Below are 26,425 nucleotides of genomic sequence, written 5' to 3' on the forward strand. Positions count from 1 at the left end.
GCTTCCGGGGTCGTCATGGGCGCTCCACCACCGCGACGGCGTTCAGCCCGCCGAACCCGAACGCGTTGACCTGCGCCAGCCGCAGCTCGTCGCCCACGGCCTCGTCGCGTACCAGCCGCAGGCCGGCCATCTCGTCCATGACCTCCCGCACGCCCACCACCGGCGGGATCGTGCCGGTGCGCATCGACTCCACGGCCACGAGCAGGCTGTGCAGCCCGGACGCGCCGGCGGTGTGACCGGTCATCGACTTGATCGCGGTCATCCACGGCGGCGGGGCGCTCTGGCCGAACACCTCGCCGACGCTCCTGGCCTCGGCCTCGTCGTTGAGCGGCGTGCCGGTGCCGTGCAGCATCAGCAGGTCGATGTCGGCCGGGGTCAGCCCGGCCCGCGTGTGCGCCTGCCGCATCGCGATCGTGATGCTCTTGGCGTCCGGCGCGGACGGGTGGTGCGCGTCGCAGTTGACCGCGACCGAGCGCACCCAGCCGTGCCGCGCGCTCTCCGCCCGGCGCAGCACGATCGCCGCGGCCCCCTCGCCCTGCAGCATGCCCCGGCGCGCCTTGTCGAAGGGCCGCAGCGCGTCCGGGGCCTCCGGGTAGCAGCGGTCCAGCAGGCCGTAGGTGCTCTCGGAGATGTTGTCGACCCCGGCCACGATCACCGTGTCCGACGCCCCGGTCCCGATGAGGTCGCACCCGAGCGCGAGCGCGTACAGGGAGGCGGCGCAGGCGTTCGCGACCGTGGAGACCCGCACCGCGCCGAAACGCCGGCGCAGCGCGGGCCCGAAGTGCAGCTCCTCCAGGTCGAAGTCGACGCCGTCACGCCAGCGCAGCTCCACCGAGCGCAGCTCGCGCAGCGTCGTGCCGATCAGGATCGGCACACCGCGCAGGTCCGGCAGCTCCGCCTCGGCCGCCGCGACCTCGATCACGTGCTCCAGCCAGCGCGTCGAGCGCAGCGGCACGTCCCGGCCGCGCTCGGGCCGGTCGTCGATCTCGAACGAGAGCCGCGTACGGTACTTGCCGAGGTCGAACCCGTTCGGCGTGCCCAGCCCGCTGCGGCCCGCGCACAGCGCCTGGAAGATCTCCCCCAGGCTGGAGCCGACGCTCGCCACGGCGCCCGCGCCGCAGATGGCCACACCCGACATCAGCTCTCCTCGTGCTTGCCGAGGATGAGCACCGCGTTGTTGCCGCCGAAGGCCAGCGCGTTGTTCTGCACCACCCGCAGGTCGGCGACCCGCTCCTGGTTCGGCACGCAGTCGACGGCGCACTCCGGGTCCGTCTCGACGTGGTTGATCGTCGGCGGGATGAAGCCCTCGGTGAGCGCCAGCGCGCAGGCCGCCGCGGCGAGCGCGCTGGCCGCGCCCATCGAGTGCCCGAGCATCGACTTGATCGACACCGTGGGCGGCGGGCTGCCGCCGAACACCTGGTGGATGGCCTGCGCCTCGGTGACGTCGTTCGCCTTGGTGCCGGTGCCGTGCGCGGAGATGAAGTCCACCTCCGACGGCTTGATGCCCGCGTCCTCGTGCGCCAGCCGGATGCAGGAGGCGATGCTGTCGCGCTCCGGGGCCACCGGGTGGTGGGCGTCGCAGTTGAGCCCGAACCCCAGCACCTCGGCGTAGATCTTCGCGCCCCGGGCCAGCGCCGTGTCGAGGCTCTCCATGAGGAGGATCCCCGCGCCCTCACCGGTCAGGATGCCCTTGCGATCCCGGTCGAACGGCTGGCACACCTCGGGCGCGATCGTGCCGAGCCGGTAGAAGCCGGCGAACGTCTTACGGCACAGCGCGTCGGCGCCGCCGCACAGCGCCACCTCCACGTCACCGCTGCGTACGGCGTCGAACCCGTAGCCGATCGCGTAGTTGCCGGCCGCGCACGCGGTCGGCAGCGTGACGGCCTCGGTGTCCGTCAGCCCCATCTCCCGCGCGATGCTGGACGACAGCCGCCCCGCGCCGATCCTGCCTGCGAGGGCCGGGTCCAGCCCTTCCATCCCGGAGTCGACCCCCTGGCCGGTCAGGACGTCGAAGTCCCGCCCCTCGCCGTTGGTCGTCCCCACCGACACCAGGGAACGCCGCGACCGCAGCTCGGCGAGCGACATCCCGGCATCCTTGACGGCCATCCCGGCCGCCGCCACGGACAACTGGCTCGCCCGCCCGAGCTCGGCCGGGTCGAGCCTCTCGATATACGCTTCCGGATCGAAACCCGCGACCTCGCAGGCGTTGCCGTATTCGAACCCGGTCGTGTCGAACGCGCCGATCGGCTTGACCCCGCTGCGCCCGGACCTGATGCCGGAGAGGAATTCTCCGACGCCGATCCCGATACTGGTTACCACTCCGATGCCGGTGATGACCACCCTGCGCATCACAACGCCTCCGCGGTTGTCTGCCCTAGGCCTCTGCGACGACGGCGTAGACGCCGTTCAGGCTGGTCATCCTGGACAGTTCGGCCTGGTCGATGGTGACCTTGCAGGCTCGCTCTATCGCGGCGAGAATTTCGATGGCGCGCAGGGAGTCGGCGTCGTGGTCCTCCTTGAAGAGGCTGTCGTCCGTGATTTCCGCGGGGTCGATCTCGAGAATCTCGCAGACTATTTCTTTGATGAGGCTGCGCTGCTCCGAATCAAGACCGGCGGCCGCACTTAGCTCCGTCATTCTTCTCCTCCATAAACTTCGATGAAGGAAGAATTGTCGGGGCCGCTATACTTCCCCTATATCGCCGCCCGCCCGGCCGACGCGCTCCTTCAGGCCGGGCAGGCCCGGCCTGACTCCTGGCCCGGCTACCGCGTGCGGACGAACCCGTTCACGATCAGCGGCAGCGACGCGTCCAGCCCGGCCACGTTCAGCACGCCGTCGTCGCCCGGGTCGCCGATCGAGTGCCCGGTGGAGGTCATCGCCGCGACGACGACCCGCGCGTCCGGGTTGACCGTACGCCGGTAGGCGGCCAGCGCCTGGGCCGGGTGGGACCGCCCCGCCCACGTCTCGTTGTCCGTGAACACCACGATCCCGTCGGCGTGGAACCCCTTGCGGGCCGCCCACGTGAACGGCAGCGACAGGTCCGTGCCGCCGCCGGACGGCTGCCAGCGGGCGATCTCGCGCAGGTTGGTGCGCGGCGTCACCTTGGACCCGCGCGCCCTCGTGTCGACGTCGATGACGTGGACGTTGCCCTTCTCGACGCGGGACAGCATGACGGCCATCGCGCAGCCCACCTCGTACGGCGAGCCGACCGGCGAGCCTCCGACGCGGACGCCACCGCCCCAGGCCATCGACCCGGACGAGTCCACCGCGACCAGCAGCCGCTTCCCGGACGGCTCGACCGTGCCGAAGGCGAGCTCGTACGTCTGCTCCAGCGCGTCCAGGATCGCCGGGACCGGCTTCCACGTGTGCCGGACGGCGCGCGGGTTCGGCTGCGCCTGGCCGGAGGCGTAGACGCGCAATGCCAGCCAGGCGTCCATCGGGTGGATGCGGGCACGCGTGATCGCCTCCCCGTCCGTCAGCCGCGCCACGGCGCGGGCGGTGCCGTCGCCGAGCGGCTCCAGCGCGCCGATCCGCGTCATGCGGGCCAGGTTCCGGATCAGCGCGGTCAGGCCGACCGTGTCGATCAGCGCCTCCCACACCGAGGGCTCACGCAGCATCGCGTCCGGCAGGAACTCCCACGGCGCCCGCGCCGCCGTCACCACCCGGACCGCCTCGGCCGGCGTGGTGACGGCCTTGGCGGTCAGGAACCGGTCGACGGCGGGCAGCTCGTCACGCGCCTCGTCGTCGGACACGTTCCCGGCGATCCACCCGAACAACGTCTTACGCTGCTCGTCGTCGGCCACCGGGTGCGCGATCCGGAGGACGTCGCGCAGGTCCAGGCTCTCGCCCTGCGGCGTCCTGCGCTGCCGGGCCTTGCACGCCCGGAACGCCACGTCGTCCGGCGACCCGGTCAGGAACCAGGAGCCGAGCGCCGTCCGCAGCGAACGCCCCACCCTGGGGGCGGTGCCGCGGGCGGTCGGCTTGCCGCCGAGGTTCTTGTAGTAGCCGAAGAACTTCGCCAGATGATCCGTGGTGCGCGCGACCTTCGCCAGCGCCGCCTTCGCCGCCTGGCGCGTGTCCGCGTCCCCCTTCGCGTACGCCGCGGCGAGAGCGAACAGCGCCGGGCCCTGCTTCGGAGCCCGCGGCGGCCGAGCCGTCGAGATCTCGGTGAGCAGGGCGACGACGCGCGGCCCGTCCTCGGCGATCGCCCGGAACAGCACGCCCGCGTTCTCGGCGGTCAGCTGGTCCTCGCCCACGTAGTACGTGCCGCCCGTGGTGCAGAGGATCAGGAAGTCCTCCACGCGCGTCCACAGGTCCTTGGCGAACACGTAGCCGCCGGCGGCGTTGCGCACCTGGTCGGCGCGGCCCGGCATCGGCAGGGTCTGCGGGGTGGCGATCGTCGAGACGTTCGCGAGAGGGTCACGTGCCATCGTGCGCTCCTTCGATTCGGCCCGCCCGGGGGCGGACATGAGAAAAGGGAGCGGATGTGGTGGCGACCGCCGGGTTAAACAGATGCGCTGTCCAGGCTGCGCCACCTCCCGACGAGCCGGGAGGGCAGGATTCGAACCTGCGACCCTCTGTTCCCGATAACCGACGACCTTCGACCCGCTCCCCTCGCTCGTCAGCCCCGTCGGTGGCGCGGATGTGGAGGGACTGACCGGCTTTAGACGTGCTAGGCCGCTGCACCACACCGCCCGAGGGGCGGCACCGGGATTCGAACCCGGGTCTCCGCTTTTGCAGAGCGATAACCGATCAGATTCGACCCGCGCCACCGACGGGACTGACGAGCGATCAGGTCTGGAACCGGCACGGATATGGGCGCGCCCGCCGGTATTGGCGCTCTGCCGACTGAGCTACCGAGACCGGAGCCTCGGGCAGGACTCGAACCTGCGACAACCCCATGAGAAGTGGATAACCGACAAGCTTCGACCCGTACCAGCACCAGACCTGACCAGCTCACGAGCCCCGGGAAGGCGCCGCATTCGATGCCGCGCGCTTTCGGGCCTCATGAACTGCCTCCACCGTAGCGGGAGGCGTGATGGGTCACACCTGATTTTCGGACGAGTCACCAAATGTCAGCACAAGGCACCAGGTGACGCACCGACACGCCCCCTCCCCGCCCATGACAGGTGGAACACTTCGCCGCGTGTGCCCACCCTTCGCACTCACCCGAACCTCTCAGGCCACCGGCCTACGGACTACGGACTAGGGACGGCCAGGGCCACCCTCCCGGCCATCCCGAGGCCCCACCGGAGGCACATGGTGCTGATCGTTCCGTTCCACCAGCGCCATGACCCCTGACGCCACCATGAAGGCAATCCCGATGAGGGCAAAGGTGACCCCCGAAACGCCTCCCGACATAAATGCGGCGACAATCAGCGCGAGTAAGCCGAGCCCGATGAAACAGAGCAGTATGTCGCGATTTCTCATGGCGAGTAAGCGTAGGGCTAACGACCTGTCGGAACCGATCAACTCGCCCAGAGAACGAGCTTCCCGTACAGAATGGCACTGAACCAGGCGACGAACATCAGCGTTACTGCCACACGAGCATCCCTACGCTCCCGATCCGTCCGACCTGGCCACCGTGCTCTTGCGAGCAACATGACGGCCACCGCCACGAGGGCGAGGGTCCCGAAGACCTCGACAGTGGTCACGGCGCGAAGATACTACGACCACAGCCCGCTCTCCAGCCCGAATTCCGCCAAGCAAGACCCACGACCCGATCAGGGAGCAACAGCGATCGCCCTCAGCCACAGACGGCGGCCGGCCACAGCCAGGAGATCCCGACCCGCAGGCTCACACAAGCGGTCACCCGGAATCCCGCCCGATGACCATCCCCGAGCTCGGACGCTGGATGTTCGGCAGCTATCCGGAGTCGCTCGCACAGATCACCGAACGCTTCGAGGAACTCCCCCGCAACTCCTATGCCAGCGCCTTCTTCGGCGTCGAACCGCTCGACAAAAGCCAGTAGATCGGCTCAGTACGCCTCCGCGCCGCCGAACTCGACCTTCGGATCGGCGACAAAGAATATTGGGACCGCGGCTACGCCACCGACACCGCGAGAGTGATCTGCCGATACGGCTTCGCGGAAATGCGCCTCCACAGGATCCGGCTCACCGTGGTCGCGGAGAACACCGCCGCCATCCGCGTCTACGACTGACCGGACACCCGAATCGCCAGACACGCCCGGCAAAGAACGGCGGCAGCATCATGGTCGGCGGGCGGGCAGCGGGATGGACCGTATTCGTCTCACCCGCGGACGACCTGCCAGAACCACCAGGCGAGAACCCCGATCCCCACGACGGCCAGCACGCCGGCGAGAATCGGCATCTCGTACTGGAGAAGCATCGGGAGGCCCACGGCGCACCCCATGGCGACACCGATGACGACGCCTTTCGTGCTCATCGGCTCTTCGGCCCACGGCGGTGTGTCCGCCTGCCGCATGTCCGCCTGATGGCCGATGTGCTCTGCTGCCTGTTGCGGCAGCGGTTCCCACAGCGTGCCGCAGTCAGGGCAGCACCACCGCTCGCCAATGGCCGAACCGGAGCAGGTGCACTGGTGGTTGGTCACGGCGTCGTCCCTCCGCAGGTGCCGCACGGCCGCCAGCCCTCCGCCACGGCCTCGCTCAGTTCCGCGGGCTCGATCGGCTCCTGGCCACAGCCACTCTTCTGGGGCGGCATGGAGAGATCCCGGCAGTCCTGGAGGAATGGTACTTGTCACCTGCCTCGGTCACGCAGACAGTGATCACAGCGCCGCCCCGCCGCCAAGGTCGGCCATAAACGCCCCACCCCAGAGCCTTACGTCCACTCTCCGGGATGCCGTTCCAGGATCACTCTTCCTCCAACAGGTCGATCTGCCCTTCGACAGCCCATCCTCGCGGCACTCCGGTGATCCGCAACGGCTTCCGGGGAGCCAGCCCCAGCTTGGAAGCACAGCCAGGCCCCAACCCCAACGCGCGGGACTCCGGGGTCCTGAGGGTGTGCTTGCAGGCCGCACACTTGGCGACGTGGTCGAGGGCGGCAGGCTCGGTGAGATCGAGAAGGTTCATCAGAACCGGCCTCCAGCCACCTGCAGCACGGTCAACCCGAGCCGCCGCCACATCGCGACCACGGACGCCCGGTCGTCGATCACCCCGGCGATCCTGAGGTGAGCGAAATGCCGCTCGTAGATCTCCCGCTTCACGACCGTGTCAGCCCGGTTGTCTCCGTTCCCTCGCATCCACAGCCCTTCCGTGTCGTCCCAGTAGCCGACATGGGCGCACAGCCATTTCTCCGTCTGGCGCCGGCACCTCTCCTTCCTACCGGACACGTAGGCGATGCGGTGTTCGTCACGCAGCAGCGCTTGAACGATCGCGACGACGGGCGGGTTCGGCTGATCCTCGCCTACCCGATCCCACTCGTACGGTCCGCGATCGCCGCGTAACGCGAGCGTGCCGTCGATGTCCACAAGCCAGAGACTGCTCACGCCCCATCCTCCACCCCCGTGTCCCGCAACCCCACCAACTCGTACGCGACGCTGCTCAGGGCGTCGATCAGGCCAAGCACCCGGGTCGCGGTCACGTCATGGACGGCGCCCGGCGGACCAGGTGAGACCCACATCAGCCGTCCCCCAGGACCCGTTCTCATTCGCCATCGCGGTCTACGCCGTCGACGAAAGCGCACCGGCCACTGTCCATACAGTGACGGGGCAGGTCACTCGTATTGTTCCCAGCGCCTATCTTCCTGTCGGCGGGATGCGCTGTGGCAGGTTCGTGGCTCCCGCTCATGGCGACGCCCTCCCACGCTCAAGCCTGCCTGCCCACGGAGTCCCGCTTGTCTCTTCGATCCAGCGCCTCGTCATCCGGCGGACGACGAGGCGGCACCCCTTGTCGGACCCACCAGTTCTGTCATCGGCATATGCCACGATCATCACTATGGACATCGAGGAGTTCTGGCACCTGATCGAGCGATCCGCACAACATCGTCCGAACGAAGCGCGCCTGCAATGGCTGCAACAGGAGCTCACGCGACGGCCCGTCGAGGACATCATCGACTTTGAGTCATGGATTCTCGAAGCTCGGCGCAAGGCCAACACCAACCTGCTGGGAGGCGCGTCCAACATCTTATATCTGACAGGCAGTAGCGACAGCTTCGAGTATTTCCAGATGTGGCTGGTCGGCCTCGGCCGTGAAACCTTCGAAAAGGTCACCGCCGACCCGGACACGCTTTCGGATGTGCCCGAGGTCCAGCGCTTTCTCACCATGAAGCGAGACCGGCTCCCCCGCACCGATGACGACTGGCCGCAACTGGAAGACCTCGCCTATGTGGCTCCGATCGCCTGGGAGGAGGTGACGGGCACGGATACCCAAGCCCTGTACGACGTTCTTGAAGCTCGAGGTGAGACGTTCGCGGGAGTGTTTCATTCAACGGACGAGGAGTGGGACCCTCAAGACAAGGAAGAGGCCGCCCGAAGGGTACCGCGAAGTTACCGTTTCATCCGCGAGTTCTACGGCCGCACCTAGATACCGGCGTTCTCCACCGACGAGAAGCGGACCCACTACCGTTCCTGGCCGCTGCCGCCCAACCGGGACGCCCTGCCGCCAGGCCACGCACTCTCGCGGGCAATGGCGACCGGTGGGGCCGCTGCTATCGCACGACCCGGTCTCACACTTCGAGAGCTGCATTTCATACGGTGCCCGACCCCGGACACACAGAGCACCACAAACCATTACAAACACCACGGCCGCCGAGCTGCGTGTCCGCATCCGGACACGCACATCCCCTCAGCCACGGCAACCAAGCAGGAGGCTGGAACGTCCCAATCCCTACCCCCCGTTCTCTTCTTTCGTGATTCGGAGCCCCTGCGATGTCGCAGCCATACGGGCAAGACCCTTACGGATACAGGCCGCAGCAGCCGACGTACCCTCCACAGCAGGGTTACGGCTATCCACCCGGCCCGCCTCCGAGGAAGAAGAGCAGCGCCCCACTGATCCTGCTGATCATCGGCGTGGTGCTGGTGTTCGTGTTCGGCGGCTGTGCGGTGCTCATCGCCGCGGCTACCGGTGGGGGCAGCAGCGCCCCGACGACGGTGGTGGCCGACCGCGAACCCGCCGACGAAGACCAAGCACCGGAACCGGAATCCGATGCCGCAGAAGCAGAAGCAGAAGCTAAGCCGGAAGCCAAGCCGAAGACCGCAGGGATCGGCTCACGGGTACGAGACGGAAAGTTCGAGTTCACCGTCACCAGGCTGGAGAAGCGGGACCGGGTCGGCGGCGAATTCCTCAGCAAGGACGCGCAAGGCGTGTTCCTGCTCGTCCACGTCAAGGTGACGAACATCGGCGATGAGTCGGAGTCGTTCATGGGCGCCGAGCAGAAGCTGTTCGACGCAAAGGGCCGCGAATTCGAAGCGTCGTCAGAGGCAGCCTTTTACCTGGATGACTCGAAATCACTCTATGAGAAGATCAACCCTGGCAACTCGGTAGACGGCGTGGTGCTGTTCGACATCCCGAAGAATGTGAAGCCTGTCTCGATCGAGCTTCACGATTCGATTTTCTCAGACGGAGTGAAAGTGTCCCTGGCGGGCTCATGACCGCCACGAAGAGCCTCGAGAAAGCACCAGAAGGCTCAAGCTCCCACTCTGCACATCCATAGCCCCCTACACGCCGGCACCAGTTTCACCGTCGCCCCGGCGCGAGCCGCACAGATCTCGCGCAGCGCCGGGGCCACATCATGGGCAGGTCCGCGCCACGCCGCCCGTGTACGGCTCCGCTTTCCTGCCTGGCCTGACCCTCCGCCCTCCGGGCTCTGGCGGCATCCTGGACGAGGCGGGAAGATCAGAGTCCTCGCCGAACACGACAGTCCGCTTAGGTCGTGTTCGCGATCCTGCTGGAGCGGAGTCCCCCGGGATCTGCAACAGCATGTCGGACTCGATGTTGTTCGCTCCCTGAGCCTCAGGCATGATCGGCTCACCATGACTGACACGTTCGCCGCCGTCTTCATCGCCATCGCCTGGGTTGTACTCGCGGCCTTGATCCAGAACTCCGGCAAGAAGCCCCGGGCATCGAAACCGGGCAGCGCTCTCGGTTCGATGGCCTATGCGGGGCTAATTGTCGGCGCGGTTCTCCTCGCCTACCTGGCCCTCACGGACGGTTTCCGCTAAGCGCAGGGACCTTGGCGATCCGCCGAGTCCGTGAGATGCCCGACCGACCGTCGCTCTTCGGCGCGCAACCTCCCACACGAGACCGACCCCCAGGCGGCATCCCGTGGGCGCCTCGCTTGTAAGCGGCCATGATCCCCGATCCCAGGCTGCGGCCACCCTCACACCGCTGGCCACCCCTACCGCTTCAGAGGCTGACTAATGGCACGGTGACCATGCCGATCACCTGCCATTCAATCAAGCTGGCGGGCACAACAGATCGATGACCCGAATGTGCTCAAGGACTTGGCCAGCGGGTTTCGGGTGAAGCTCTTCCGGATTGGCCCTGTCACGGTAGGCGAGCTCGCCAGAGGGATGGATGCCGACCCCGGCCAATGAGGCGTCACCTGCGGCATCGGATGACATGTCAGATCTGATCGCTATGGTCTCCGCCATGAGCGACACCGACAACGCATGGCGTGAACTCCTTGGGCAGGCACCGGGGTTCCCGGCGATAGGCGCAAGCGAGGCCGAAATCGCCGAGCGGGAGGAACGTCTTGGTATACGCCTCCCGCCGACTTATCGCGCCTTCCTCTGCATCGCGAACGGGTGGGGTGAGGGAATCTTCCGGCCTGTCCACGAAATCGGGCGCGTGCGAACCCTCGCCCCATGGCTGGCCGAACTGGCGGACCCCAATCAGCCCTACCCGATCGACAGTGCATCGGATGAGGAGTACTTCGTCTACGGCGACGACCAGGATTCCGCGTTCTACCGCCCCGAATACCTCCCCGATTCCATCTTGATCGGGCAGTTCGACGAGGGCGACTTCTTCCTCAACCCGCACGTCATCAGCCCGGCGGGAGAATGGGAAGCATGCTTCGCGGCCGCGTGGCTGCTGGGAGTCGAGCGCCATCGCAGCTTCTTCGACCTTGTGGCCAGTGACATGGACAGATTCAAGGACTTCCAACCCGACGCAAGCTGATCATTGCGGACTCGCCGCCTTGACGGTGGGGTAACCCGATAGCCACCCGCAGCAGTGCACGCCCCTCGTGATCACTGACTGATGGCGCCGACAAGTAGACGCTCGTCGAGGACGCTGGAAGTGAACACCACGCCAGTGATCTTGGCTGCCAGCAAGAACGCGCGCGAAATCCTGTTCGTGTACAAGTCATCCCACGTCGCCTCCCACGCCTCCTCATCCAACTTCTCCGGAGGCAAGCCTGCTTCACGCATGAGCTCGTTGATCCGGTCCGGGTCTCTGCCCCACCGAGTGCCTGGCGAGTGCGGCGTGAAGCTGGTGACGACCTCGCCATCCGCCGCGTACACGAAGCTGTCCTCCGCATGATCGTGCCGTGCCACCGCCACCACCTCACATCCCCGAGACAGCCCGGTCAGCCGATCGGCCAGCACCGCCTGGAAACCCCGCAGTTCGACGGCCACGCCCCACTCACCGGCCTGGACGACCCCGACATAGTCGTCGTCCGTCATTCCTATGGCCTCCCAGACCTCTCCAGCGAGTTCATGGAAGGTCATCTCTCGCCCTGGGCGTCCGACCCCGAAGCGGCGCAGCACCTCGGCAGGTTCGAGCCTGCGAAAGAAGGACACGCAGAAAATCTCGCCAAGCAGATCGTCATGGTCCCCTGGAAAGGCTTCCAACCAACGGAACGGGGCAAGCGGATCGGCCACCGTAACCCTCCTTCGTTGCTCTCCAGGAGCGGCCTTCTCCATACGACAGAACGATCTCTCGCCACGATGAGCTGCGTGATCATTACATGCATTGCACGGCAGGTCGCTGGATCGGGACCTTCAGTCGATCGATCCCACGACGTGCTCCGCCCCATAGTGAGCCGGAGTCAGGGTGACTCCAGTGACTCGTGCAGCCAGCGCAATGGCGAGAGCGGTGGAAGTCCGCGAGTCGGCCTCTCCGTCCAGCGGCATGCCCAGCTCTCGCATATGAGCTAGCAAGCGGTCAGGATCGCTGCCGTGCCGCTCGCCAGGGAAGAACGGCTCGAATGCCGTGACCATCACTCCATCGACGGAGTAGCCGAAGTGCTCGTCCATGGTGATGCCTGTAATGACCCGTGCCATCTCCGTACCGTGAGAGAGGGTCTCTGGGAGCGGCTGGCAATGGTAGTCAATCAGGACCGCTCCTCCGTCTCCCGCGTAGGCGGCGATGCCCACCTCGCGGGAAATGTCACCGGGAGTGGCGCCGACCCGGTGCAATGCCTCCTCAGGAGACAGGCCCCGCACGAACGTCACGCCGATCAGGTCGCTGTCCTTTTGACATTCCTCGATGAACCAGGCGTAAGCCATCGGCGATGCGTCGCCCATTACGTTTCCCCCTTCGCCCCAGCCTGGATAATGATCCTTTTCGGGGACAGGCTATGGGCGACAGCCGTCACCTCGATAGGGGCAGCCGGGCGCGCCGCCCCTTCCTGAGTTGGCGCCTGTGCCTCTGATTGCCTCGGCTCGGGCACGGACCGCGACAAGACTGCTCGGTGAGCCGCGCTGAGGGACGAAGCACAGACCGTCGATCGCCCCAGCACGGCGGAAGCCGACCGCAAGATCGCCGACGCGATGAACGCCAAGATCAACGCGACCTGATGGCACGCTCATGGCACGAAGCCCCGTTTCCGAGATCGGAAACGGGGCTCTTTCTGCTGGTGGGCGGTACTGGGTTCGAACCAGTGACCCCTCGCTTGTAAGGCGAGTGCTCTACCGCTGAGCTAACCGCCCCCTGATCGGCACTACACCTTACGACACCAACGGAGCCGATCGCACCTCCACGTCCCATCCGGCGCCCAGGTCCGGGCGGCCGGCGGCGCGCCAGCCGAGGAGGGCGGCGCCGAGCATGCCGGCGTCGACGCCCAGGGCGGCCGGCAGCAGGGGCGGGGCGTCGCGGAACGTGAGGCGCTTGACGAGACGCGTACGAACCGGATCGAACAAAGCGGGTCCCGCCTCGGCGAGGCCGCCGCCGAGGACGATCATCGAGGGGTCCAGCAGGAGCGTGTACGTGGCCAGCGCCAGGGAGAGGGCTTCGACGGCGTCGTCCCAGACCTCGATGGCGACGGGGTCGTCGGAGGCGACGACCTGTTCGGCGCGTACGCCTTCGACGCCGGCGCGCTGGCTGTAGCGGCGGCCGACGGAGGCGGCGGAGGCGTAGGTCTCCAGGCAGCCGAGCTGGCCGCAGGCGCACTGTTCGCCGTCGGGGAAGACGGGGATGTGGCCGATCTCGCCGCCCCAGCCGGACGCGCCGCCGTACGGCTCGCCGTGGATGATCATGGCGCCGGCGATGCCGGTGCCGATGGGGAGGAAGAGGAAGTCGGGCACGCCGCGCCCGGCGCCGAGGACGCTTTCGGCGAGGCCGCCGGTGCGGACGTCGTGGCCGAGGATGACGGGCACGTCGAGTTCGGTGAAGTCGGTGGCGGGGACCTCGCTCCAGCCGAGGTTGGCGGCGTAGAGGGCCGTGTCCTCGGAGACCAGGCCGGGGACGGCCAGGCCGACGCCCGCGGGCGTGCCGTCGCCGGAGGCGGCGAGGTGGCTGATGAAGGCGCGGATGGCGGCGACGACCGCCTCGGGCCCTTCGGCGCGCGGGGTGGAGCGGCGCTCGCTCAGCAGCACGGTGCCGGTCTCGCTGACCAGGCCGCCCTTCATGGACGTGCCACCGACGTCCAGCGCGACGACGAACGAACTAGTTGAGGACACGAAACGGAACGATAGCGCAGCTCAGCAAATGTCTGGAAAAGTCCTGCAAGATCAGGCGCGTCCGAGCACCCGGTTGAGCGCCGCCTCGACCTCCGCGGACAGCCCGGGCGGAGCGCCGGAGCCGATCAGCGCCTCGGGGTCGACCAGGGCACGGGCGGTGCGGACGGCGCCGCAGGAACGGCACTCGACCTCGCCGAGCCGGCAGATCATCGACGTGGACCCGCACGAGCCGCACGATTCCAGGTCGAGGTCGTGCAGGCGTTGACAGTCCGGGCAGATGAGCACCTGCCGCTCCCGGCGCACCGCGCGCTTCCAGGGGCTGGCCCCGCGGACGGGGTCGGTCTGCCGGGCCCCGCAGCGGTAGCAGGGCATCGTTTCCTCCGTTACGAGATGTCGGCGAGCGCCTTGGCGTAGTCGGCGACGTCGCGCGCCTCACCGGCCGGATTGACCACCGACCAGCGGATCACGCCCTCGCCGTCGATGACGAAGGTGCCCCGCCGCGCGACGCCCTTCGTCTCGTCGAACACACCGTACGCCCGCGCCACCTGTCCATGTGGCCAGAAATCGGAGAGCAGGGGAAAAACGTAACCCTCCTGGTCCGCCCAGGCACGATGCGTGAACATCGAGTCGACCGAGACGGTGAGGATCTGCGCGTCACCCGCGGCGAAGTCACGCAGATCGGACAGCTCGCGGTGGCACACGCCGCTGAACGCCAGCGGGTAGAAGACCAGCACGACCTTCCTGCCCCGGAACTGAGAAAGCCTCACCGGAGTGCCGTGCTGGTCCCGCAGCTCGAATTCGGGAGCCGGGGCGCCGACCCCGGCAGGATGCCCGTTCACGGTTCCATCCTGCCGTACGGCTGGCGTCCGCGCTCCTGTCGTCAGGCTCCTACCGCCGGCCCTTCGGGGCGACGAGCCTGGTCCCCGACCAGTCGGGGGCCGCGGAGATGCTGCTGGTCTGCGATAGACCGGCCGTAGTGGCATCCTCCCCGATGTCGCTCGGCTCCACGTGGCCCTCGCGCCCGGCCTTCGGAGTCAGCAACCAGATCTGGCCACCGTCGGCGAGTGCTCGCATGGCATCGCCGCTCAGGACGTCGAACAGGTCCCCGTCGCCGTCGCGCCACCACAGCAGCACCACGTCGACGACGTCGTCGGTGTCTTCGTCCAGCAGTTCGTTGCCGGTCAGGTCCTCGATGGAATCGCGAAGCTCGTCATCGACGTCCTCATCCCAGCCGATCTCCTGCACCACCTGACCCGGCTTGAGGCCGAGTCGTTCGGCCAGGCCGCGCTCGCCCTGCGCCTGACCCGCGGTCGCGCTCACGTTTATCCCTCCTGCTTGAGTGGCCCCGCATATGCGGTTTATCGCTTCGGGACAGTCCACACGCTGTGACCCTCAGTCGTCAACGGTCGCCACGGGTACGGCCCTACTCGGCCAGAATCAATCAGACAAAAACGACAGCCGAACCTGGCGTTGCGGGTTGTCGACATTCAGGTCCACCAGCGCGATGGACTGCCAGGTGCCCAGCGCCAATCTGCCGCCCAGCACGGGGACCGTGACGTACGGCGGAATGAACGCGGGCATCACGTGTGACCTGCCGTGACCGCGCGAGCCGTGGGCGTGGCGCCACCGGTCGTCGGCCGGCAGCAGGTCACGCAGCGCGGACAGCAGGTCGTCGTCGCTGCCGGAGCCGAGCTCCAGCAGCGCCACGCCGGCCGTCGCGTGCGGGACGAAGACGTGCAGCAGCCCGTCGTCACCCCGCGCGCGGACGAATTCGGCGCATTCCCCGGTGATGTCGTGCACCGTCTCGCGTGAACCCGTGGCCACGGAGATGAGTTCTGATCTCACGGGGAAATTCTACTGAGGCACAATGACGGCATCAGGGCCGGGAAACACCAGCCCGGTGTGCCCGTCGTCGAAGCGCACGATGTACGGAGGGCCGCCGTCCGCGCCCTGGACCTCGATGATCACTCCGCTCCGGTCCCTTTCGCCAACGGTGTTCCCGTGCACGAGGAGCCGGTCTCCTACCGTCGCATTCATAGCTACAGCCTCGTACGGACGCGGCCGTACGAAAAGAGGGCGGCGGCCGGAGCGGCGCGACAACGGCCGCAATCATGACCGAACCGTTACCTGAGAGTTCGCTGAGAACGCCCGGAAGAGAGGGGCCGGAGGGTCCCGGATGCCTGCCGTTAGACTCCGCGCGGCGCTTGCCCCCTCCCCGGGAGTGACGCGGCGACCCCGCCGGGGGATACTCAGGGGCGCAAGGCAAAAATTTGTAGCTTTTCCCGTCTTGTTAAAATGCGGGACGGATGTAACCTATGCGGTTGATTCGTCCTACCATCGGTGGTCTAGGCCACCAGTAGTACCCCTGCCAGCCGCGACACCCTGGTTACCGGTGAGTAGAGATGCACTTTCTACGCCGAGCGACCAGGATGGAAAGCGACCCAGACCAGACATCAGTCATCCTCGGAAGGCGAGACCCAGTGGCTTCCGGACGCCAGCGTTTCTCGATCATCAGCGACGGCCTACCCAGCCAGCTGCCTGATGTCGACCCCAGTGAGACCAACGAGTGGCTCGAGTCCCTCGACAACGTCGTCAAGACGGAGGGCCGCACCAGAGCCCGCTACCTGATGCTCCGCATGCTGGAGCGGGCGCGCGAGCACCAGGTCGGCGTGCCGGGCCTGCGCAGCACCGACTACATCAACACGATCCCGCCGGAGCGCGAGCCCTGGTTCCCCGGCGACGAGCACGTCGAGCGGCGCATCCGGGCCTACATCCGCTGGAACGCGGCGATCATGGTCTCGCGCGCCAACGCCCGCACCAACGTGGGCGGCCACATCGCCACCTACGCCTCGGCCGCCTCCCTGTACGAGGTCGGCTTCAACCACTTCTTCCGCGGCAAGGACCACGGCGAGTCGGGCGACCAGGTCTTCTTCCAGGGTCACGCCGCGCCGGGCATCTACGCCCGCGCCTTCCTGGAGGGCCGCCTCAACGAGGCCCAGCTCGACGCCTTCCGCCAGGAGCTGTCGCACGGCTTCCACGGCCTGCCCTCCTACCCGCATCCGCGGCTCATGCCTGACTTCTGGGAGTTCCCCACGGTCTCGATGGGTCTGGGGCCGATCGGGGCGATCTACCAGGCGCGGTTCAACCGCTACCTGCTCAACCGCCAGATCAAGGACACCAGCCGCAGCCACGTATGGGCGTTCCTGGGCGACGGCGAGATGGACGAGCCCGAGTCGCTCGGCGCCATCGGCGTGGCCGCGCGCGAGGAGCTCGACAACCTCACCTTCGTCATCAACTGCAACCTGCAGCGGCTCGACGGCCCGGTGCGCGGCAACGGCAAGATCATCCAGGAGCTGGAGTCCTACTTCCGCGGCGCCGGCTGGAACGTCATCAAGGTCGTCTGGGGCCGCGACTGGGACCCGCTGCTCGCGGCCGACGTCGACGGCGTGCTCGTCAACCAGATGAACACCACCCCCGACGGCCAGTTCCAGACCTACTCGGTCGAGTCGGGCGGCTACATCCGGGAGAACTTCTTCGGCGGCGACCCGCGCCTGCGCAAGATGGTCGAGCACCTGACCGACGACGACATCCGCAAGCTGTCGCGCGGCGGGCACGACTACCACAAGGTCTACGCGGCGTTCAAGGCCGCGCGCGAGCACGTCGGCCAGCCGACGGTCATCCTGGCCCAGACCATCAAGGGCTGGACGCTCGGCAAGGACTTCGAGGCGCGCAACGCCACCCATCAGATGAAGAAGCTCACCAAGGCCGAGCTCAAGGAGTTCCGCGACCGGCTCTACCTGCCGATCCCGGACTCGGCGCTGGAAGGCGACCTGCCGCCGTACTTCCACCCGGGCGAGAACGACCCCGAGATCGCGTACATGAAGGAGCGCCGCGCCGCGCTCGGCGGCGTGCTGCCCAAGCGCGTCGTGCGCGCCAAACCGGTCAAGCTGCCCGGCGACGCCGCCTACCAGACGTTCGCCAAGGGCTCGGGCAAGCAGCAGGTCGCCACCACGATGGCGTTCGTGCGGCTGCTCAAGGACCTCATGCGCGACAAGGAGATCGGCCACCGGTTCGTGCCGATCATTCCCGACGAGGCCCGTACGTTCGGCCTCGACGCGATGTTCCCCACGGCGAAGATCTACTCGCCGCACGGCCAGACGTACGAGGCCGTCGACAGGGAGCTGCTGCTGTCGTACAAGGAGTCGGTGCAGGGCCAGATCCTGCACGAGGGCATCAGCGAGTCGGGCTCGATGGCCTCGGCGATCGCCGTCGGCACCTCGTACGCCACGCACGGCGAGCACATGATCCCGATCTACATCTTCTACTCGATGTTCGGCTGGCAGCGCACCGGCGACCAGATGTGGCAGATGGCCGACCAGATGACGCGCGGCTTCCTGCTGGGCGCCACCGCCGGCCGCACCACGCTCAACGGCGAGGGCCTGCAGCACGAGGACGGCCACACGCCGCTCATCGCCTCGACCAACCCGGCGGCGATCTCCTACGACCCGTCGTGGGCGTTCGAGGTCGCGCACATCGTCAAGGACGGCCTGCGGCGCATGTACGGCGAGCAGCCGGAGGACGTGTTCTACTACCTGACCGTCTACAACGAGCCCTACCTGCAGCCGGCCCAGCCCGAAGGCATCGACGTGGAGGGCCTGCTCAAGGGCCTCTACAAGTTCGCCGAGGGGCCGCAGACGCAGGGGCCGAAGGCCAACATCCTGTCCTCCGGCGTGGCGGGCCCGTGGGCGATGGAGGCCCAGCGGCTGCTGGCCGAGGAGTGGGGCGTGTCGGCCGACGTGTGGTCGGCGACGTCCTGGACCGAGCTGCGCCGCGACGCGCTCGCGTGCGAGGAGCACAACCTGCTCAACCCCGACGCCGAGCAGCGCGTCCCGTACGTGACGCAGGTGCTGTCGCAGGCGCAGGGCCCGTTCGTGGGCGTCAGCGACTACATGAAGGCCGTCCAGGACCAGATCGCGCAGTGGGTGCCGGGTGACTGGTCCTCGCTGGGCACCGACGGGTTCGGCCTGTCCGACACGCGCTCGGCGCTGCGCCGCCACTTCCACGTCGACGCCGCCTCGATCACGCTGGCCGTGCTGACCAGCCTGGTCAAGCGGGGTGAGCTCGACGGCGAGGTGCTGCGCGAGGCGATCGCCCGCTACCACCTGAAGAACGGCGTGACCGAGGCCGGTGGCGCCGAGAGCAACGACACCCAGTCGATGGGCGTCTGAGACGACCCGGACGGGCGGGACGGCACGGTCGTGCCGTCCCGCCCCTTCCGGTGGGCCGTCACGTATTGTGGGCACTACTTCCCCCTGAGCTGACGAGGGGAAATGTCGCATGCGCCGCGTACTGGCCGCCGCAGTCCTGGCCGCCGCAACCACGGGTTGTGTGAGCACGGCCAAGCCCGCCACCGATGTGATTCCGGAGACTGACAAGATCGCGTGGGGCCCGTGCACGGACGTGGCCCGCCCCGACGGCGAACCGCCCGTCGAGAAGGACGCGACGGTCCGGTGCGGCAAGCTGAGCGTCCCGCTGAACTACTCCGACCCCGGCGGCGAGAAGATCGACCTGGCGCTGATCAAGCTCGCGGCGACCGACCAGAAGAAGCGGATCGGGTCGCTGCTGTTCAACTTCGGCGGCCCCGGCGCCTCCGGCGTCGACACACTCGACCAGGCGGGCAAGGCGCTCGGCGCGCTGCGCGCCCGCTACGACCTGATCAGCTTCGACCCGCGCGGCGTCGAGCGCAGCTCCGGCGTGCGCTGCGGCGGCACCGCCGACCTCGACCGCTTCACCTCACTCGACACGCTGCCCGCCAACGCGCAGACCCGCGCCGAGATCGACGCGGCCAACCGGCGCTTCGCCGAGCTCTGCGCGCGCGACTCCGGCAAGATCCTGCCGTACGTCGGCACCGCCAACGCCGCCCGCGACATGGACCGCATCCGCACCGCCCTCGGCGACGAGAAGCTCAACTACGTCGGCATGTCCTACGGCACCCAGCTCGGCGCCGTGTACGCCACGCAGTTCCCGGAGAACGTGGGCCGGATGGTGCTCGACGCGCCGCTGGACCCGACGGTGACGTTCGAGGAGCGCACGCTGGCCCAGACCAAGGGCTTCCAGAAGTCGTACGAGGCCTTCCTGAAGGACTGCGTGAAGGACACCTGCGAGGTCGGCGCCGACGTCGCCACCGCGGGCTCGAACGTCGAGAAGCTGATGAACGACCTGGCCGCCAAGCCGATGAAGGTCTACCACCGCCAGCTCACGCAGGGGCTGGCCGCCACCGGCGTCGCCGCCGCCCTCTACTCGGAGCTGACGTGGCCGTTCCTGGAGAGCGCGCTCGGCCAGGCGCTCAAGGGCAACGGGGCGGCGCTGCTCTACCTGGCCGACACCTACACCGGCCGCGGCGAGGACGGCTCCTACACCACGCAGACGACCAGCTTCCCGGCGATCACCTGCGTCGACACGGCCGAACGCCCCGACGCGGCCACGCTGCGGCGCACCGAGACGGCCTCGCTGAAGATCTCGCCGCTGTTCGGCGGCGCGGGCTCGGGCGCGCTGTGCGACGTGTGGCCGGTCAAGGGCAGCGACGAAGCCAGGAAGGTCGACGCCACCGGCTCGGCGCCGATCCTCGTGGTCGGCGGCAAGAACGACCCCGCCACCCCGTACGAGTGGGCGCCCAAGCTGACCAGGCAGCTCAGGACCGCCACGCTGGTCACCTACGAGGGCGAGGGGCACGGCGCCTACCTGTCGGGCAGCAAGTGCGTGGCCGAGCTGGTGAACGGCTACCTGCTCAAGGGCAAGGTGCCCGAGCGCGGCGCCTCCTGCCCGGCAGCCTGACGCTCCGGGCCTGACGCTCCGGGCCTGACGCTTCGGGCCCTGGACGCGCCGCCACTCGGCGGTCGGCGGCGTGTCCAGGGCAGGGGTGGCCGCTCGCGGGAGCGGCCCGCGCGGGACCGGGACGCGGGGAAGGCGGCACCCGGCCCGCGACGATCAGGGGCGGCTCACGCGCGGGGCCGGTAGACGCCGAAGACGCTGCCCGACCGGTCGCGCACGTAGGCGAAGTCGGTGCCCGGGGCGTCGCCGACCACCTTCGTCAGCACCTTGCCGCCCAGCTCCTCGCCGCGCCGGCAGGTCTCCGCCACGTCGGCCACCTGCACGTGGAAGACCGCGTGCGCCGGGAACTCGCCCTTGGTGCCGAACAGGCCGCCGACGGGCTCACCGCCCGGGTAGCGGATCAACCGGTAGTCCATCGAGCCGTCGCCCTCCCGGGCGAAGGTCCAGCCGAACAGCTCGCCGTAGAAGCGCTCGGCGCCCTCCGGGTCGTCGGTGGCCACCTCGAACCAGTTGACCGTGTTGTCAGCCATCGCCGTCTCCTCCATCACTTTCGAACAAGACAACGATCTAACGTGATGGCGACAACCCTATGTCGGTGTTTCCTCTTGACTTTTCGAGCATTCAATCGAGCAAAGTGCCGTGCACGAGCATGTCGGGAACGTCGGTGGCATAGCCCTCCAGCGGCCGGTCGGGGCAGCGCTCGGCGGTGACGGACGCGGCGGCGATGCGGTCGAGCCGGAAGACGCGCACGTCGTCACGGAGCCGGCACCACGCCACCAGATACCAGAACCCGCCACGGCCGCCCAGGAACACGCCGGGCTCGACGTCGCGCGAGGTCAGCGCGCCCTTGGCGTCGGCGTAGTCGAGCCGGAGCACCCGGCGGCGCAGCAGCGCCTCCTCGATGGCGCGGGAGATGCCCTCGCCGCCCATCGGCCGGGCGCCGCCCGGCTCGGCGGGCTCGGTGACGTGCACCACCCGTCGCGCCAGCTCCCTGGCCAGCTCGCCCTCGCGGCCGGGCATGGCGGCGACGACCTTGCGTAACGCGCTGCGGGCCTGCCGGCCGAACGGCTGGTCGCCGGCCCGGCTGAGCGCCACCGCGATGGCCACCGCCTCGGCCGGGGTGAAGTTGAGCGGTGGCAGGGACATCTTCCTGTCGATCGCGTAGCCGCCCTTGCGCCCCGTCTCGGCGTAGATCGGCACCCCGGACTCCTGCAGGGCGGTGATGTCGCGCTCGATCGTGCGCACGCTCACCTCGAACCTGCCGGCCAGCTCGCGGGCCGAGCGGCAGCGGGGCGAGATGGCGCGCAGGTCCTCGACGAGCGCGTAGAGCCGGTCGGTACGGTTCACACCCGCGACGCTACGCGCGGACACCGACAATCCCGAGCGCACCGGGGTTTCGGGCCGTCCGGAAGGGGGTCAGCGGGCCCAGTCGAGCAGTTCGTCCACCGGCCAGGTGTTGACGATCCGGCCGGCCTCGATCCCGCACCTGGCCGCCCGCTCGCAGCCGAAGCGCTGCCAGTCGAGCTGGCCGGGCGCGTGCGCGTCGGAGTTGATCGCGAACACGCACCCCTGCTCGTACGCCTGGCGCAGCAGCCGCTTGGGCGGGTCGAGCCGGTCGGGCCGCGAGTTGATCTCGACGGCGACCCCGAACCGCCGGCACGCCTCGAAGACCAGGTCAGCCTCGAACTCCGACTCCGGCCTGCGCGAGCCGCGCGCTCCCCCGGCCTGCACGACCCGGCCGGTGCAGTGGCCGAGCACGTCCACGAGCGGGTTGGCGACGGCCGTCACCATCCGGCGGGTCATCTCGGAGCTGGGCATGCGCAGCTTGGAGTGCACGCTGGCGACCACCACGTCGAGCCGTTCCAGCAGCTCCGGCTCCTGGTCGAGGCTGCCGTCGAGGTTGATGTCGACCTCGATGCCCGTCAGGATGCGGAACGGCGCCAGCCGCTTGTTGAGCGACTCGACCACGTCGAGCTGCTCGCGCAGCCGCGCCGCCGGCAGCCCGCGGGCGACGGTCAGCCGCGGCGAGTGGTCGGTCAGCGCCAGGTAGGCGTGCCCCAGCGACTCGGCCGCCTCGGCCATCTCCTCGATCGGCGATCCGCCGTCGGACCAGTCGGAATGGCTGTGCAGGTCACCCTTGAGCGCCGCGCGCAACGCCGCCGTCTCGTCGTCGAGGTCGGCCCCCTCCGTGGCGCGCAACCGGCGCAGATAGGTCGGGACCTGACCGGCCAGCGCCTCGGTGACGACCAGCGCGGTCACCTTGCCGATGCCGGGCAGCTCGGCCAGGCCGCCCGACTCCGCGCGCCGTACGAGCTCGTCGCGGGGCAGGTCGGCGACGACGGAGGCGGCGCGGCGGAAGGCGCGCACGCGGTAGGCGGGCTCGCCCGCCCGCTCCAGCAGGAAGGCGATTTCCCGGAACGCTTCGACCGGTTCCATACGTTCATCCATATCAAAAGCGGCAACGGGCCAGGTCACCGTCGGATCACGGGCGATTGAAGGCCGGCCGGAACCCCCGCTAGGCTGTGCGACCCACGAAGGAGCCCGATTGCCCCCCAAGCCGCCCCCACCGAAACAGCGCTCGTCGAAAGCGATCACCCTGACCGTCATCGGCGTCGTGTCCGTCATGGTGGTCGGCTACTGCGCGGCGACGCAGGACGACGACGAGGTCACCGCCGACTGCGTCGACACCAGCCAGCAGCTCCCCGACGGCTCCTACCCGGTCGTGGACGAGGACTACTGCGACGACGACCACCACGCCCACTACTACGCCGGACCGCGGGGCGCCTACCACTGGTACTACGGCGGCGTCCGCAACGGCACCCGCGTGCGCGGCGGCACCACGCTGCGCCCCTCCGACGTCACCATCTCCACCCGCACCGGGCGCGAGATCCAGCGCGGCGGCTTCGGCAGCGGCCGCAGCAGCGGGAGCTGACCGGTGCGACGCGAGCAGGGCGCTCCCCGCGACGGCTGGGACAAGACGATCGAGAGCCAGGGCCTGGCCTACCACCGCGCGGCCCACCCCGAGGGGCTGAGCAGGCCCTACTGGGACGAGTCGGTCCACTACGTGTTCTCCATGGACGAGGTCGAGTCGCTGGAGGAGCAGGTCGAGGAGCTGCACGGGATGTGCCTCCAGGCCGCCGAGCACGTGGTCTCCACCGGCCGCCTGGCCGATCTGGCCATCCCGGAGTGGGCGGCCGACGACGTGGCGCGCTCGTGGGAGCGGCGCGACGCCCACCTCTACGGCCGCTTCGACCTGCGCTACGACGGCACCGGGCCGGCCAAGCTGCTGGAGTACAACGCCGACACGCCGACCTCGCTGCTGGAGTCGTCGGTGATCCAGTGGTTCTGGCTGCAGGACACCCACCCCGGCGGCGACCAGTGGAACTCCGTGCACGAGCGGCTCATCGACCGCTGGCGCGCGATGCCGCTGCCGCCCGGCCCCACCCACTTCGCCTGGACCAACGGCGACGAGACCGGCGAGGAGGCCATGACGCTGGCCTACCTCCAGGAGACCGCCGAGCAGGCCGGGCTGGAGACCGTGGCCGTCGCCATGGAGGACATCGGCTGGGACTCGCTCAACCGGTGCTTCGTCGACGTCGAGGAGCGCAGGATCCGCTCGGCCTTCAAGCTCTACCCGTGGGAGTGGATGCTCGCCGAGCCGTTCGGCCGCCACGCGGTGCGCCACGCGACGTGGATCGAGCCGCTGTGGAAGGCTCTGCTGTCCAACAAGGCGCTGCTGGCCGTGCTGTGGGAGCTGTTCCCCGGCCATCCCAACCTGCTGCCCGCCTACCTCGACGGCCCCCGTGACCTCGGCTCGTACATCGCCAAGCCGCTGCTCGGCCGGGAGGGCGCGTCGATGCGGATCGTCACGCCGTCCGGCGGCCTGGAGACGCCCGGTTCCTATGGTCAGGAGGGGTATGTCTACCAGGGCTTCGAGGCGTTGCCGGAGTTCGGCGGCCAGCGGCCGGTCCTGGGCGCCTGGGTGGTCGCCGACGAGGCGGCCGGCCTGGGCATCCGGGAGACGACCGGCCTGATCACCGACGACACCTCTTCCTTCGTACCTCACCGAATCGAGTGACCGTGACCACCGTGTTCCTGGAACATCTCGCCCGCGGCGCGGGCTCCATCGCCTCCTACGCCGCCGTCGGCGTGATCCTGATGATCGTCGGCTTCTACGTGATCGACCTGGCGACCCCGGGCAAGCTCAGCCAGATCATCCGCACCGAGCGCAACCCGAACGCGACCCTGCTGGCCACCTCGGCGCTGGCCGCGGTCGGCCTGATCGTGGCCGCCTCCATCTGGGGCTCCGGCGGGCGGCTGGCCGAGGGGCTGGTGAGCACCGCGGTGTTCGGCCTGGTCGGCATCGCCGTGCAGACGCTGGCGATGCTGCTGTTCGACCGGGTGGTCGGCATCTCCGTGCGCGAACTGGTCAAGGAGCCCGAGCTGCAGCCGGGCGCCCGGCTGCTCGCGGTGACCCACATTGCGATCGGCCTGATAACCGCCGTCGCGGTCATCTGAAATCACCTGGCACTCTAGGAGACGTGACAGACCGGACCCGGGAGGACACCACTCGCAGGCTCGAGCGCGCGATGGGCGCGCTCGGCACGGCGGCGATGGCGCGGATGGACGACCAGTTGCCGTGGTTCCGCGCGCTCAGCGCCGAGGACCGCTCCTGGGTGGGGCTGGTGGCGCAGGCGGGCATCGCCGCGTTCGTCGAGTGGTTCCAGCACGCGGGCGAGGACCGGCCCACGCCCAGCATCGAGTTCTTCGGCACCGCGCCGCGCGAGCTGAAGCGGTCGATCTCGCTGCAGCAGACGGTCGACATCGTCCGCGTCGTCGTCCAGGTGGTCGAGGCGCAGACCGACGAGCTGGCCGCGCCAGGCGGCGAGGACCAGCTCCAGCAGGCGATGCTCCGCTACACCCGGGACGTGGCGTTCGCCGCCGCGCACGTCTACGCCCGCGAGGCCGAGGCCCGGGGCTCCTGGGACGCGCGGCTGGAGGCGCTGATCGTCGACGCGCTGGTGCGCGGCGAGGTGGACGACGGGCTGCACTCCTGGGCCGCCGCGCTCGGCTGGACGTCCTCGCCGGTGGTCGTGATCGCCGGGCACGCCCCCGAGGGCGACCCGCGCGCCGTCATCGACGGGCTGCGCGAGCGGGGCCGCCGCATCGGCATGGACCTGCTCGCCGGTGTCCAGGCCGACCGGCTCATCGTGATCGTGGGCGGCGCCGAGAGCGTGAACGACGCGGCCCGGCAGGTCGTCGCCCGGTTCGGCGAGGGCCCGATCGTGATCGGCCCCGAGGTGCCCGACCTGCACGCCGCCGCGCGGTCGGCCCGGGCCGCGCTGGCCGGGCTGAAGGCCTCCTCCGGCTGGCCCGACGCGCCCCGGCCGGTGCACGCCGAGGACCTGCTGGCCGAGCGGGCGCTCGACGGCGACGAGGACGCCAGGGAGCAGCTCGTCGAGAACGTCTATCTGCCCCTTGCGGGCACCCCGCTGCTCGATACGCTGGCCACGTACCTGGAGCAGGGCACGTCGCTGGAGGCCACCGCGCGGCTGCTGTTCGTCCATCCCAACACGGTCCGCTACCGGCTCAAGAAGATCACCGAGCTGACCGGCTACCAGCCGACCGAGGGCCGGTCGGCCTTCACCCTGCAGGTGGGGCTCATCCTGGGGCGCCTCGCCGACAGCGCCGAGATGTGGCGGGCCCTAACGTAATCTTCCCGAAACCCCTACTGTGGGGTTCCTACAAAACAGCCCGGACAAAGTTCGTTCAGATCTT

General features: G+C 68.8%; 30 protein-coding genes, 2 tRNA genes and 1 pseudogene. 12 read left to right on the forward strand and 21 right to left on the reverse strand.

The features are described 5' to 3' along the window. Nucleotides 1-13: 13 nt before the first annotated feature. The 5 genes from AB0J53_RS07745 to AB0J53_RS07765 form a co-directional block, all read right to left on the reverse strand. Nucleotides 14-1,138 carry a beta-ketoacyl synthase N-terminal-like domain-containing protein gene (locus AB0J53_RS07745; RefSeq protein ID WP_364169726.1) on the reverse strand — a complete coding sequence of 375 codons (1,125 nt, stop codon included), beginning with the start codon at nucleotides 1,136-1,138 and terminating at the stop codon, nucleotides 14-16. Next, nucleotides 1,138-2,349 carry a beta-ketoacyl-[acyl-carrier-protein] synthase family protein gene (locus AB0J53_RS07750; protein WP_219511675.1) on the reverse strand — a complete coding sequence of 404 codons (1,212 nt, stop codon included), beginning with the start codon at nucleotides 2,347-2,349 and terminating at the stop codon, nucleotides 1,138-1,140. The genes AB0J53_RS07745 and AB0J53_RS07750 overlap by 1 nt, the downstream gene beginning before the upstream one ends. A 25-nt stretch (nucleotides 2,350-2,374) precedes the next feature. Continuing rightward, entirely contained in the window at nucleotides 2,375-2,635 is a 261-nt protein-coding gene (locus AB0J53_RS07755) for an acyl carrier protein (RefSeq protein ID WP_219511677.1), read from the reverse strand. Nucleotides 2,636-2,760: 125 nt separating this feature from the next. Next, nucleotides 2,761-4,428: a TROVE domain-containing protein gene (locus tag AB0J53_RS07760; RefSeq protein ID WP_364169730.1), complete on the reverse strand. Its 1,668-nt coding sequence runs from the start codon at nucleotides 4,426-4,428 to the stop codon at nucleotides 2,761-2,763. Nucleotides 4,429-4,697: 269 nt separating this feature from the next. Then, a tRNA-OTHER gene (locus AB0J53_RS07765) sits at nucleotides 4,698-4,771 on the reverse strand. 1,054 nt (nucleotides 4,772-5,825) lie between these two features. Here AB0J53_RS07765 and AB0J53_RS07770 point away from each other — a divergent pair. Then, entirely contained in the window at nucleotides 5,826-5,969 is a 144-nt protein-coding gene (locus AB0J53_RS07770) for a hypothetical protein (RefSeq protein WP_364169733.1), read from the forward strand. Further along, nucleotides 5,970-6,158 (forward strand): GNAT family N-acetyltransferase, encoded by a 189-nt coding sequence (locus AB0J53_RS07775; protein WP_364169861.1) that lies wholly within the window; start codon nucleotides 5,970-5,972, stop codon nucleotides 6,156-6,158. 89 nt (nucleotides 6,159-6,247) lie between these two features. Here AB0J53_RS07775 and AB0J53_RS07780 read toward each other — a convergent pair whose 3' ends face one another. The 4 genes and pseudogenes from AB0J53_RS07780 to AB0J53_RS07795 form a co-directional block, all read right to left on the reverse strand. Beyond that, nucleotides 6,248-6,568: a hypothetical protein gene (locus AB0J53_RS07780; protein ID WP_364169736.1), complete on the reverse strand. Its 321-nt coding sequence runs from the start codon at nucleotides 6,566-6,568 to the stop codon at nucleotides 6,248-6,250. 259 nt (nucleotides 6,569-6,827) lie between these two features. After that, complete coding sequence (locus tag AB0J53_RS07785) at nucleotides 6,828-7,046, reverse strand: DUF6011 domain-containing protein (protein WP_357587373.1); 219 nt, start codon at nucleotides 7,044-7,046, stop codon at nucleotides 6,828-6,830. Continuing rightward, on the reverse strand, nucleotides 7,046-7,462 hold the full coding sequence (locus tag AB0J53_RS07790) for a hypothetical protein (protein ID WP_364169740.1): 417 nt from the start codon (nucleotides 7,460-7,462) through the stop codon (nucleotides 7,046-7,048). Before AB0J53_RS07790 ends, AB0J53_RS07785 begins: the two co-directional genes overlap by 1 nt. Before the next feature lie 53 nt (nucleotides 7,463-7,515). Further along, a pseudogene (locus AB0J53_RS07795) lies at nucleotides 7,516-7,611 on the reverse strand (IS5/IS1182 family transposase); the annotation flags it as partial. A 299-nt stretch (nucleotides 7,612-7,910) separates the two neighbouring features. Here AB0J53_RS07795 and AB0J53_RS07800 point away from each other — a divergent pair. From AB0J53_RS07800 to AB0J53_RS07815, 4 genes are all read left to right on the forward strand, one after another. Continuing rightward, a complete protein-coding gene (locus tag AB0J53_RS07800) occupies nucleotides 7,911-8,498 on the forward strand; it encodes a DUF4240 domain-containing protein (protein WP_364169743.1) in 588 nt (195 codons plus the stop codon). Between the two features lie 488 nt (nucleotides 8,499-8,986). Beyond that, nucleotides 8,987-9,565: a DUF4352 domain-containing protein gene (locus AB0J53_RS07805; protein WP_364169746.1), complete on the forward strand. Its 579-nt coding sequence runs from the start codon at nucleotides 8,987-8,989 to the stop codon at nucleotides 9,563-9,565. A 381-nt stretch (nucleotides 9,566-9,946) separates the two neighbouring features. Beyond that, complete coding sequence (locus tag AB0J53_RS07810; protein ID WP_364169749.1) at nucleotides 9,947-10,135, forward strand: hypothetical protein; 189 nt, start codon at nucleotides 9,947-9,949, stop codon at nucleotides 10,133-10,135. Nucleotides 10,136-10,565: 430 nt separating this feature from the next. After that, a complete protein-coding gene (locus AB0J53_RS07815) occupies nucleotides 10,566-11,093 on the forward strand; it encodes an SMI1/KNR4 family protein (RefSeq protein ID WP_364169752.1) in 528 nt (175 codons plus the stop codon). Between the two features lie 71 nt (nucleotides 11,094-11,164). Here the strand turns inward: AB0J53_RS07815 and AB0J53_RS07820 are convergent, their stop codons facing one another. From AB0J53_RS07820 to AB0J53_RS07860, 9 genes are all read right to left on the reverse strand, one after another. Continuing rightward, entirely contained in the window at nucleotides 11,165-11,797 is a 633-nt protein-coding gene (locus tag AB0J53_RS07820; protein ID WP_364169755.1) for a DUF6461 domain-containing protein, read from the reverse strand. A 120-nt stretch (nucleotides 11,798-11,917) separates the two neighbouring features. After that, the gene (locus AB0J53_RS07825) at nucleotides 11,918-12,442 is read right to left on the reverse strand and encodes a DUF6461 domain-containing protein (protein ID WP_364169758.1); all 525 of its coding nucleotides are present in this window, start codon (nucleotides 12,440-12,442) and stop codon (nucleotides 11,918-11,920) included. A 330-nt stretch (nucleotides 12,443-12,772) separates the two neighbouring features. Further along, nucleotides 12,773-12,847: transfer RNA gene (locus tag AB0J53_RS07830), tRNA-Val, on the reverse strand. Between the two features lie 18 nt (nucleotides 12,848-12,865). After that, a complete protein-coding gene (locus tag AB0J53_RS07835) occupies nucleotides 12,866-13,816 on the reverse strand; it encodes an ROK family protein (protein ID WP_308126175.1) in 951 nt (316 codons plus the stop codon). 51 nt (nucleotides 13,817-13,867) lie between these two features. After that, a complete protein-coding gene (locus AB0J53_RS07840) occupies nucleotides 13,868-14,188 on the reverse strand; it encodes a hypothetical protein (RefSeq protein WP_219517455.1) in 321 nt (106 codons plus the stop codon). Nucleotides 14,189-14,199: 11 nt separating this feature from the next. Continuing rightward, nucleotides 14,200-14,655: a peroxiredoxin gene (locus tag AB0J53_RS07845; protein WP_357587406.1), complete on the reverse strand. Its 456-nt coding sequence runs from the start codon at nucleotides 14,653-14,655 to the stop codon at nucleotides 14,200-14,202. Between the two features lie 49 nt (nucleotides 14,656-14,704). Continuing rightward, nucleotides 14,705-15,136: a DUF3052 domain-containing protein gene (locus AB0J53_RS07850; protein ID WP_219517457.1), complete on the reverse strand. Its 432-nt coding sequence runs from the start codon at nucleotides 15,134-15,136 to the stop codon at nucleotides 14,705-14,707. A gap of 117 nt (nucleotides 15,137-15,253) precedes the next feature. Next, nucleotides 15,254-15,661, reverse strand: a complete 408-nt coding sequence (locus tag AB0J53_RS07855; protein ID WP_219517458.1) for a secondary thiamine-phosphate synthase enzyme YjbQ — start codon at nucleotides 15,659-15,661, stop codon at nucleotides 15,254-15,256. Nucleotides 15,662-15,670: 9 nt separating this feature from the next. Further along, entirely contained in the window at nucleotides 15,671-15,853 is a 183-nt protein-coding gene (locus tag AB0J53_RS07860; protein WP_219517460.1) for a DUF1918 domain-containing protein, read from the reverse strand. A 443-nt stretch (nucleotides 15,854-16,296) separates the two neighbouring features. Between AB0J53_RS07860 and aceE the strand changes: the two genes are divergently transcribed. Beyond that, the gene (gene aceE, locus AB0J53_RS07865; protein ID WP_357587408.1) at nucleotides 16,297-19,044 is read left to right on the forward strand and encodes a pyruvate dehydrogenase (acetyl-transferring), homodimeric type; all 2,748 of its coding nucleotides are present in this window, start codon (nucleotides 16,297-16,299) and stop codon (nucleotides 19,042-19,044) included. Nucleotides 19,045-19,153: 109 nt separating this feature from the next. Further along, nucleotides 19,154-20,650: an alpha/beta hydrolase gene (locus AB0J53_RS07870; protein ID WP_219517463.1), complete on the forward strand. Its 1,497-nt coding sequence runs from the start codon at nucleotides 19,154-19,156 to the stop codon at nucleotides 20,648-20,650. Nucleotides 20,651-20,814: 164 nt separating this feature from the next. Here AB0J53_RS07870 and AB0J53_RS07875 read toward each other — a convergent pair whose 3' ends face one another. The 3 genes from AB0J53_RS07875 to AB0J53_RS07885 all read right to left on the reverse strand — a co-directional run bounded on the left by AB0J53_RS07875 (nucleotide 20,815) and on the right by AB0J53_RS07885 (nucleotide 23,083). After that, nucleotides 20,815-21,177 (reverse strand): VOC family protein, encoded by a 363-nt coding sequence (locus AB0J53_RS07875; RefSeq protein ID WP_219517465.1) that lies wholly within the window; start codon nucleotides 21,175-21,177, stop codon nucleotides 20,815-20,817. 91 nt (nucleotides 21,178-21,268) lie between these two features. Continuing rightward, nucleotides 21,269-21,994: a YafY family protein gene (locus AB0J53_RS07880; RefSeq protein ID WP_364169766.1), complete on the reverse strand. Its 726-nt coding sequence runs from the start codon at nucleotides 21,992-21,994 to the stop codon at nucleotides 21,269-21,271. A 69-nt stretch (nucleotides 21,995-22,063) separates the two neighbouring features. Beyond that, nucleotides 22,064-23,083: a PHP domain-containing protein gene (locus AB0J53_RS07885; protein ID WP_364169769.1), complete on the reverse strand. Its 1,020-nt coding sequence runs from the start codon at nucleotides 23,081-23,083 to the stop codon at nucleotides 22,064-22,066. Between the two features lie 109 nt (nucleotides 23,084-23,192). Between AB0J53_RS07885 and AB0J53_RS07890 the strand changes: the two genes are divergently transcribed. The 4 genes from AB0J53_RS07890 to AB0J53_RS07905 all read left to right on the forward strand — a co-directional run bounded on the left by AB0J53_RS07890 (nucleotide 23,193) and on the right by AB0J53_RS07905 (nucleotide 26,361). Then, nucleotides 23,193-23,579, forward strand: coding sequence for a hypothetical protein (locus AB0J53_RS07890; protein ID WP_364169772.1), 387 nt, complete (start codon nucleotides 23,193-23,195; stop codon nucleotides 23,577-23,579). Between the two features lie 3 nt (nucleotides 23,580-23,582). Further along, on the forward strand, nucleotides 23,583-24,725 hold the full coding sequence (locus AB0J53_RS07895; protein WP_357587416.1) for a glutathionylspermidine synthase family protein: 1,143 nt from the start codon (nucleotides 23,583-23,585) through the stop codon (nucleotides 24,723-24,725). Nucleotides 24,726-24,727: 2 nt separating this feature from the next. Beyond that, complete coding sequence (locus AB0J53_RS07900; RefSeq protein ID WP_364169775.1) at nucleotides 24,728-25,165, forward strand: DUF350 domain-containing protein; 438 nt, start codon at nucleotides 24,728-24,730, stop codon at nucleotides 25,163-25,165. A gap of 71 nt (nucleotides 25,166-25,236) precedes the next feature. Continuing rightward, entirely contained in the window at nucleotides 25,237-26,361 is a 1,125-nt protein-coding gene (locus AB0J53_RS07905) for a helix-turn-helix domain-containing protein (protein ID WP_364169864.1), read from the forward strand. Nucleotides 26,362-26,425: the final 64 nt, after the last annotated feature.

Origin of the sequence: Nonomuraea sp. NPDC049725 (genome assembly GCF_040674795.1) — a bacterium.
Classification (GTDB): Bacteria; Actinomycetota; Actinomycetes; order Streptosporangiales; family Streptosporangiaceae; genus Nonomuraea; species Nonomuraea ceibae.

Coding starts and splice junctions, on each gene's coding strand:
- AB0J53_RS07745 (WP_364169726.1), bottom strand. CDS start 1,138: ATGTCGGGTGTGGCCATCTGCGGCGCGGGCGCCGTGGCGAGCGTCGGC.
- AB0J53_RS07755 (WP_219511677.1), bottom strand. CDS start 2,635: ATGACGGAGCTAAGTGCGGCCGCCGGTCTTGATTCGGAGCAGCGCAGC.
- AB0J53_RS07770 (WP_364169733.1), top strand. CDS start 5,826: ATGACCATCCCCGAGCTCGGACGCTGGATGTTCGGCAGCTATCCGGAG.
- AB0J53_RS07885 (WP_364169769.1), bottom strand. CDS start 23,083: ATGGAACCGGTCGAAGCGTTCCGGGAAATCGCCTTCCTGCTGGAGCGG.
- AB0J53_RS07750 (WP_219511675.1), bottom strand. CDS start 2,349: ATGCGCAGGGTGGTCATCACCGGCATCGGAGTGGTAACCAGTATCGGG.
- AB0J53_RS07815 (WP_364169752.1), top strand. CDS start 10,566: ATGAGCGACACCGACAACGCATGGCGTGAACTCCTTGGGCAGGCACCG.
- AB0J53_RS07825 (WP_364169758.1), bottom strand. CDS start 12,442: ATGGGCGACGCATCGCCGATGGCTTACGCCTGGTTCATCGAGGAATGT.
- AB0J53_RS07810 (WP_364169749.1), top strand. CDS start 9,947: ATGACTGACACGTTCGCCGCCGTCTTCATCGCCATCGCCTGGGTTGTA.
- AB0J53_RS07870 (WP_219517463.1), top strand. CDS start 19,154: ATGCGCCGCGTACTGGCCGCCGCAGTCCTGGCCGCCGCAACCACGGGT.
- AB0J53_RS07905 (WP_364169864.1), top strand. CDS start 25,237: ATGGGCGCGCTCGGCACGGCGGCGATGGCGCGGATGGACGACCAGTTG.
- AB0J53_RS07875 (WP_219517465.1), bottom strand. CDS start 21,177: ATGGCTGACAACACGGTCAACTGGTTCGAGGTGGCCACCGACGACCCG.
- AB0J53_RS07760 (WP_364169730.1), bottom strand. CDS start 4,428: ATGGCACGTGACCCTCTCGCGAACGTCTCGACGATCGCCACCCCGCAG.
- AB0J53_RS07860 (WP_219517460.1), bottom strand. CDS start 15,853: ATGAATGCGACGGTAGGAGACCGGCTCCTCGTGCACGGGAACACCGTT.
- AB0J53_RS07800 (WP_364169743.1), top strand. CDS start 7,911: ATGGACATCGAGGAGTTCTGGCACCTGATCGAGCGATCCGCACAACAT.
- AB0J53_RS07785 (WP_357587373.1), bottom strand. CDS start 7,046: ATGAACCTTCTCGATCTCACCGAGCCTGCCGCCCTCGACCACGTCGCC.
- AB0J53_RS07840 (WP_219517455.1), bottom strand. CDS start 14,188: ATGCCCTGCTACCGCTGCGGGGCCCGGCAGACCGACCCCGTCCGCGGG.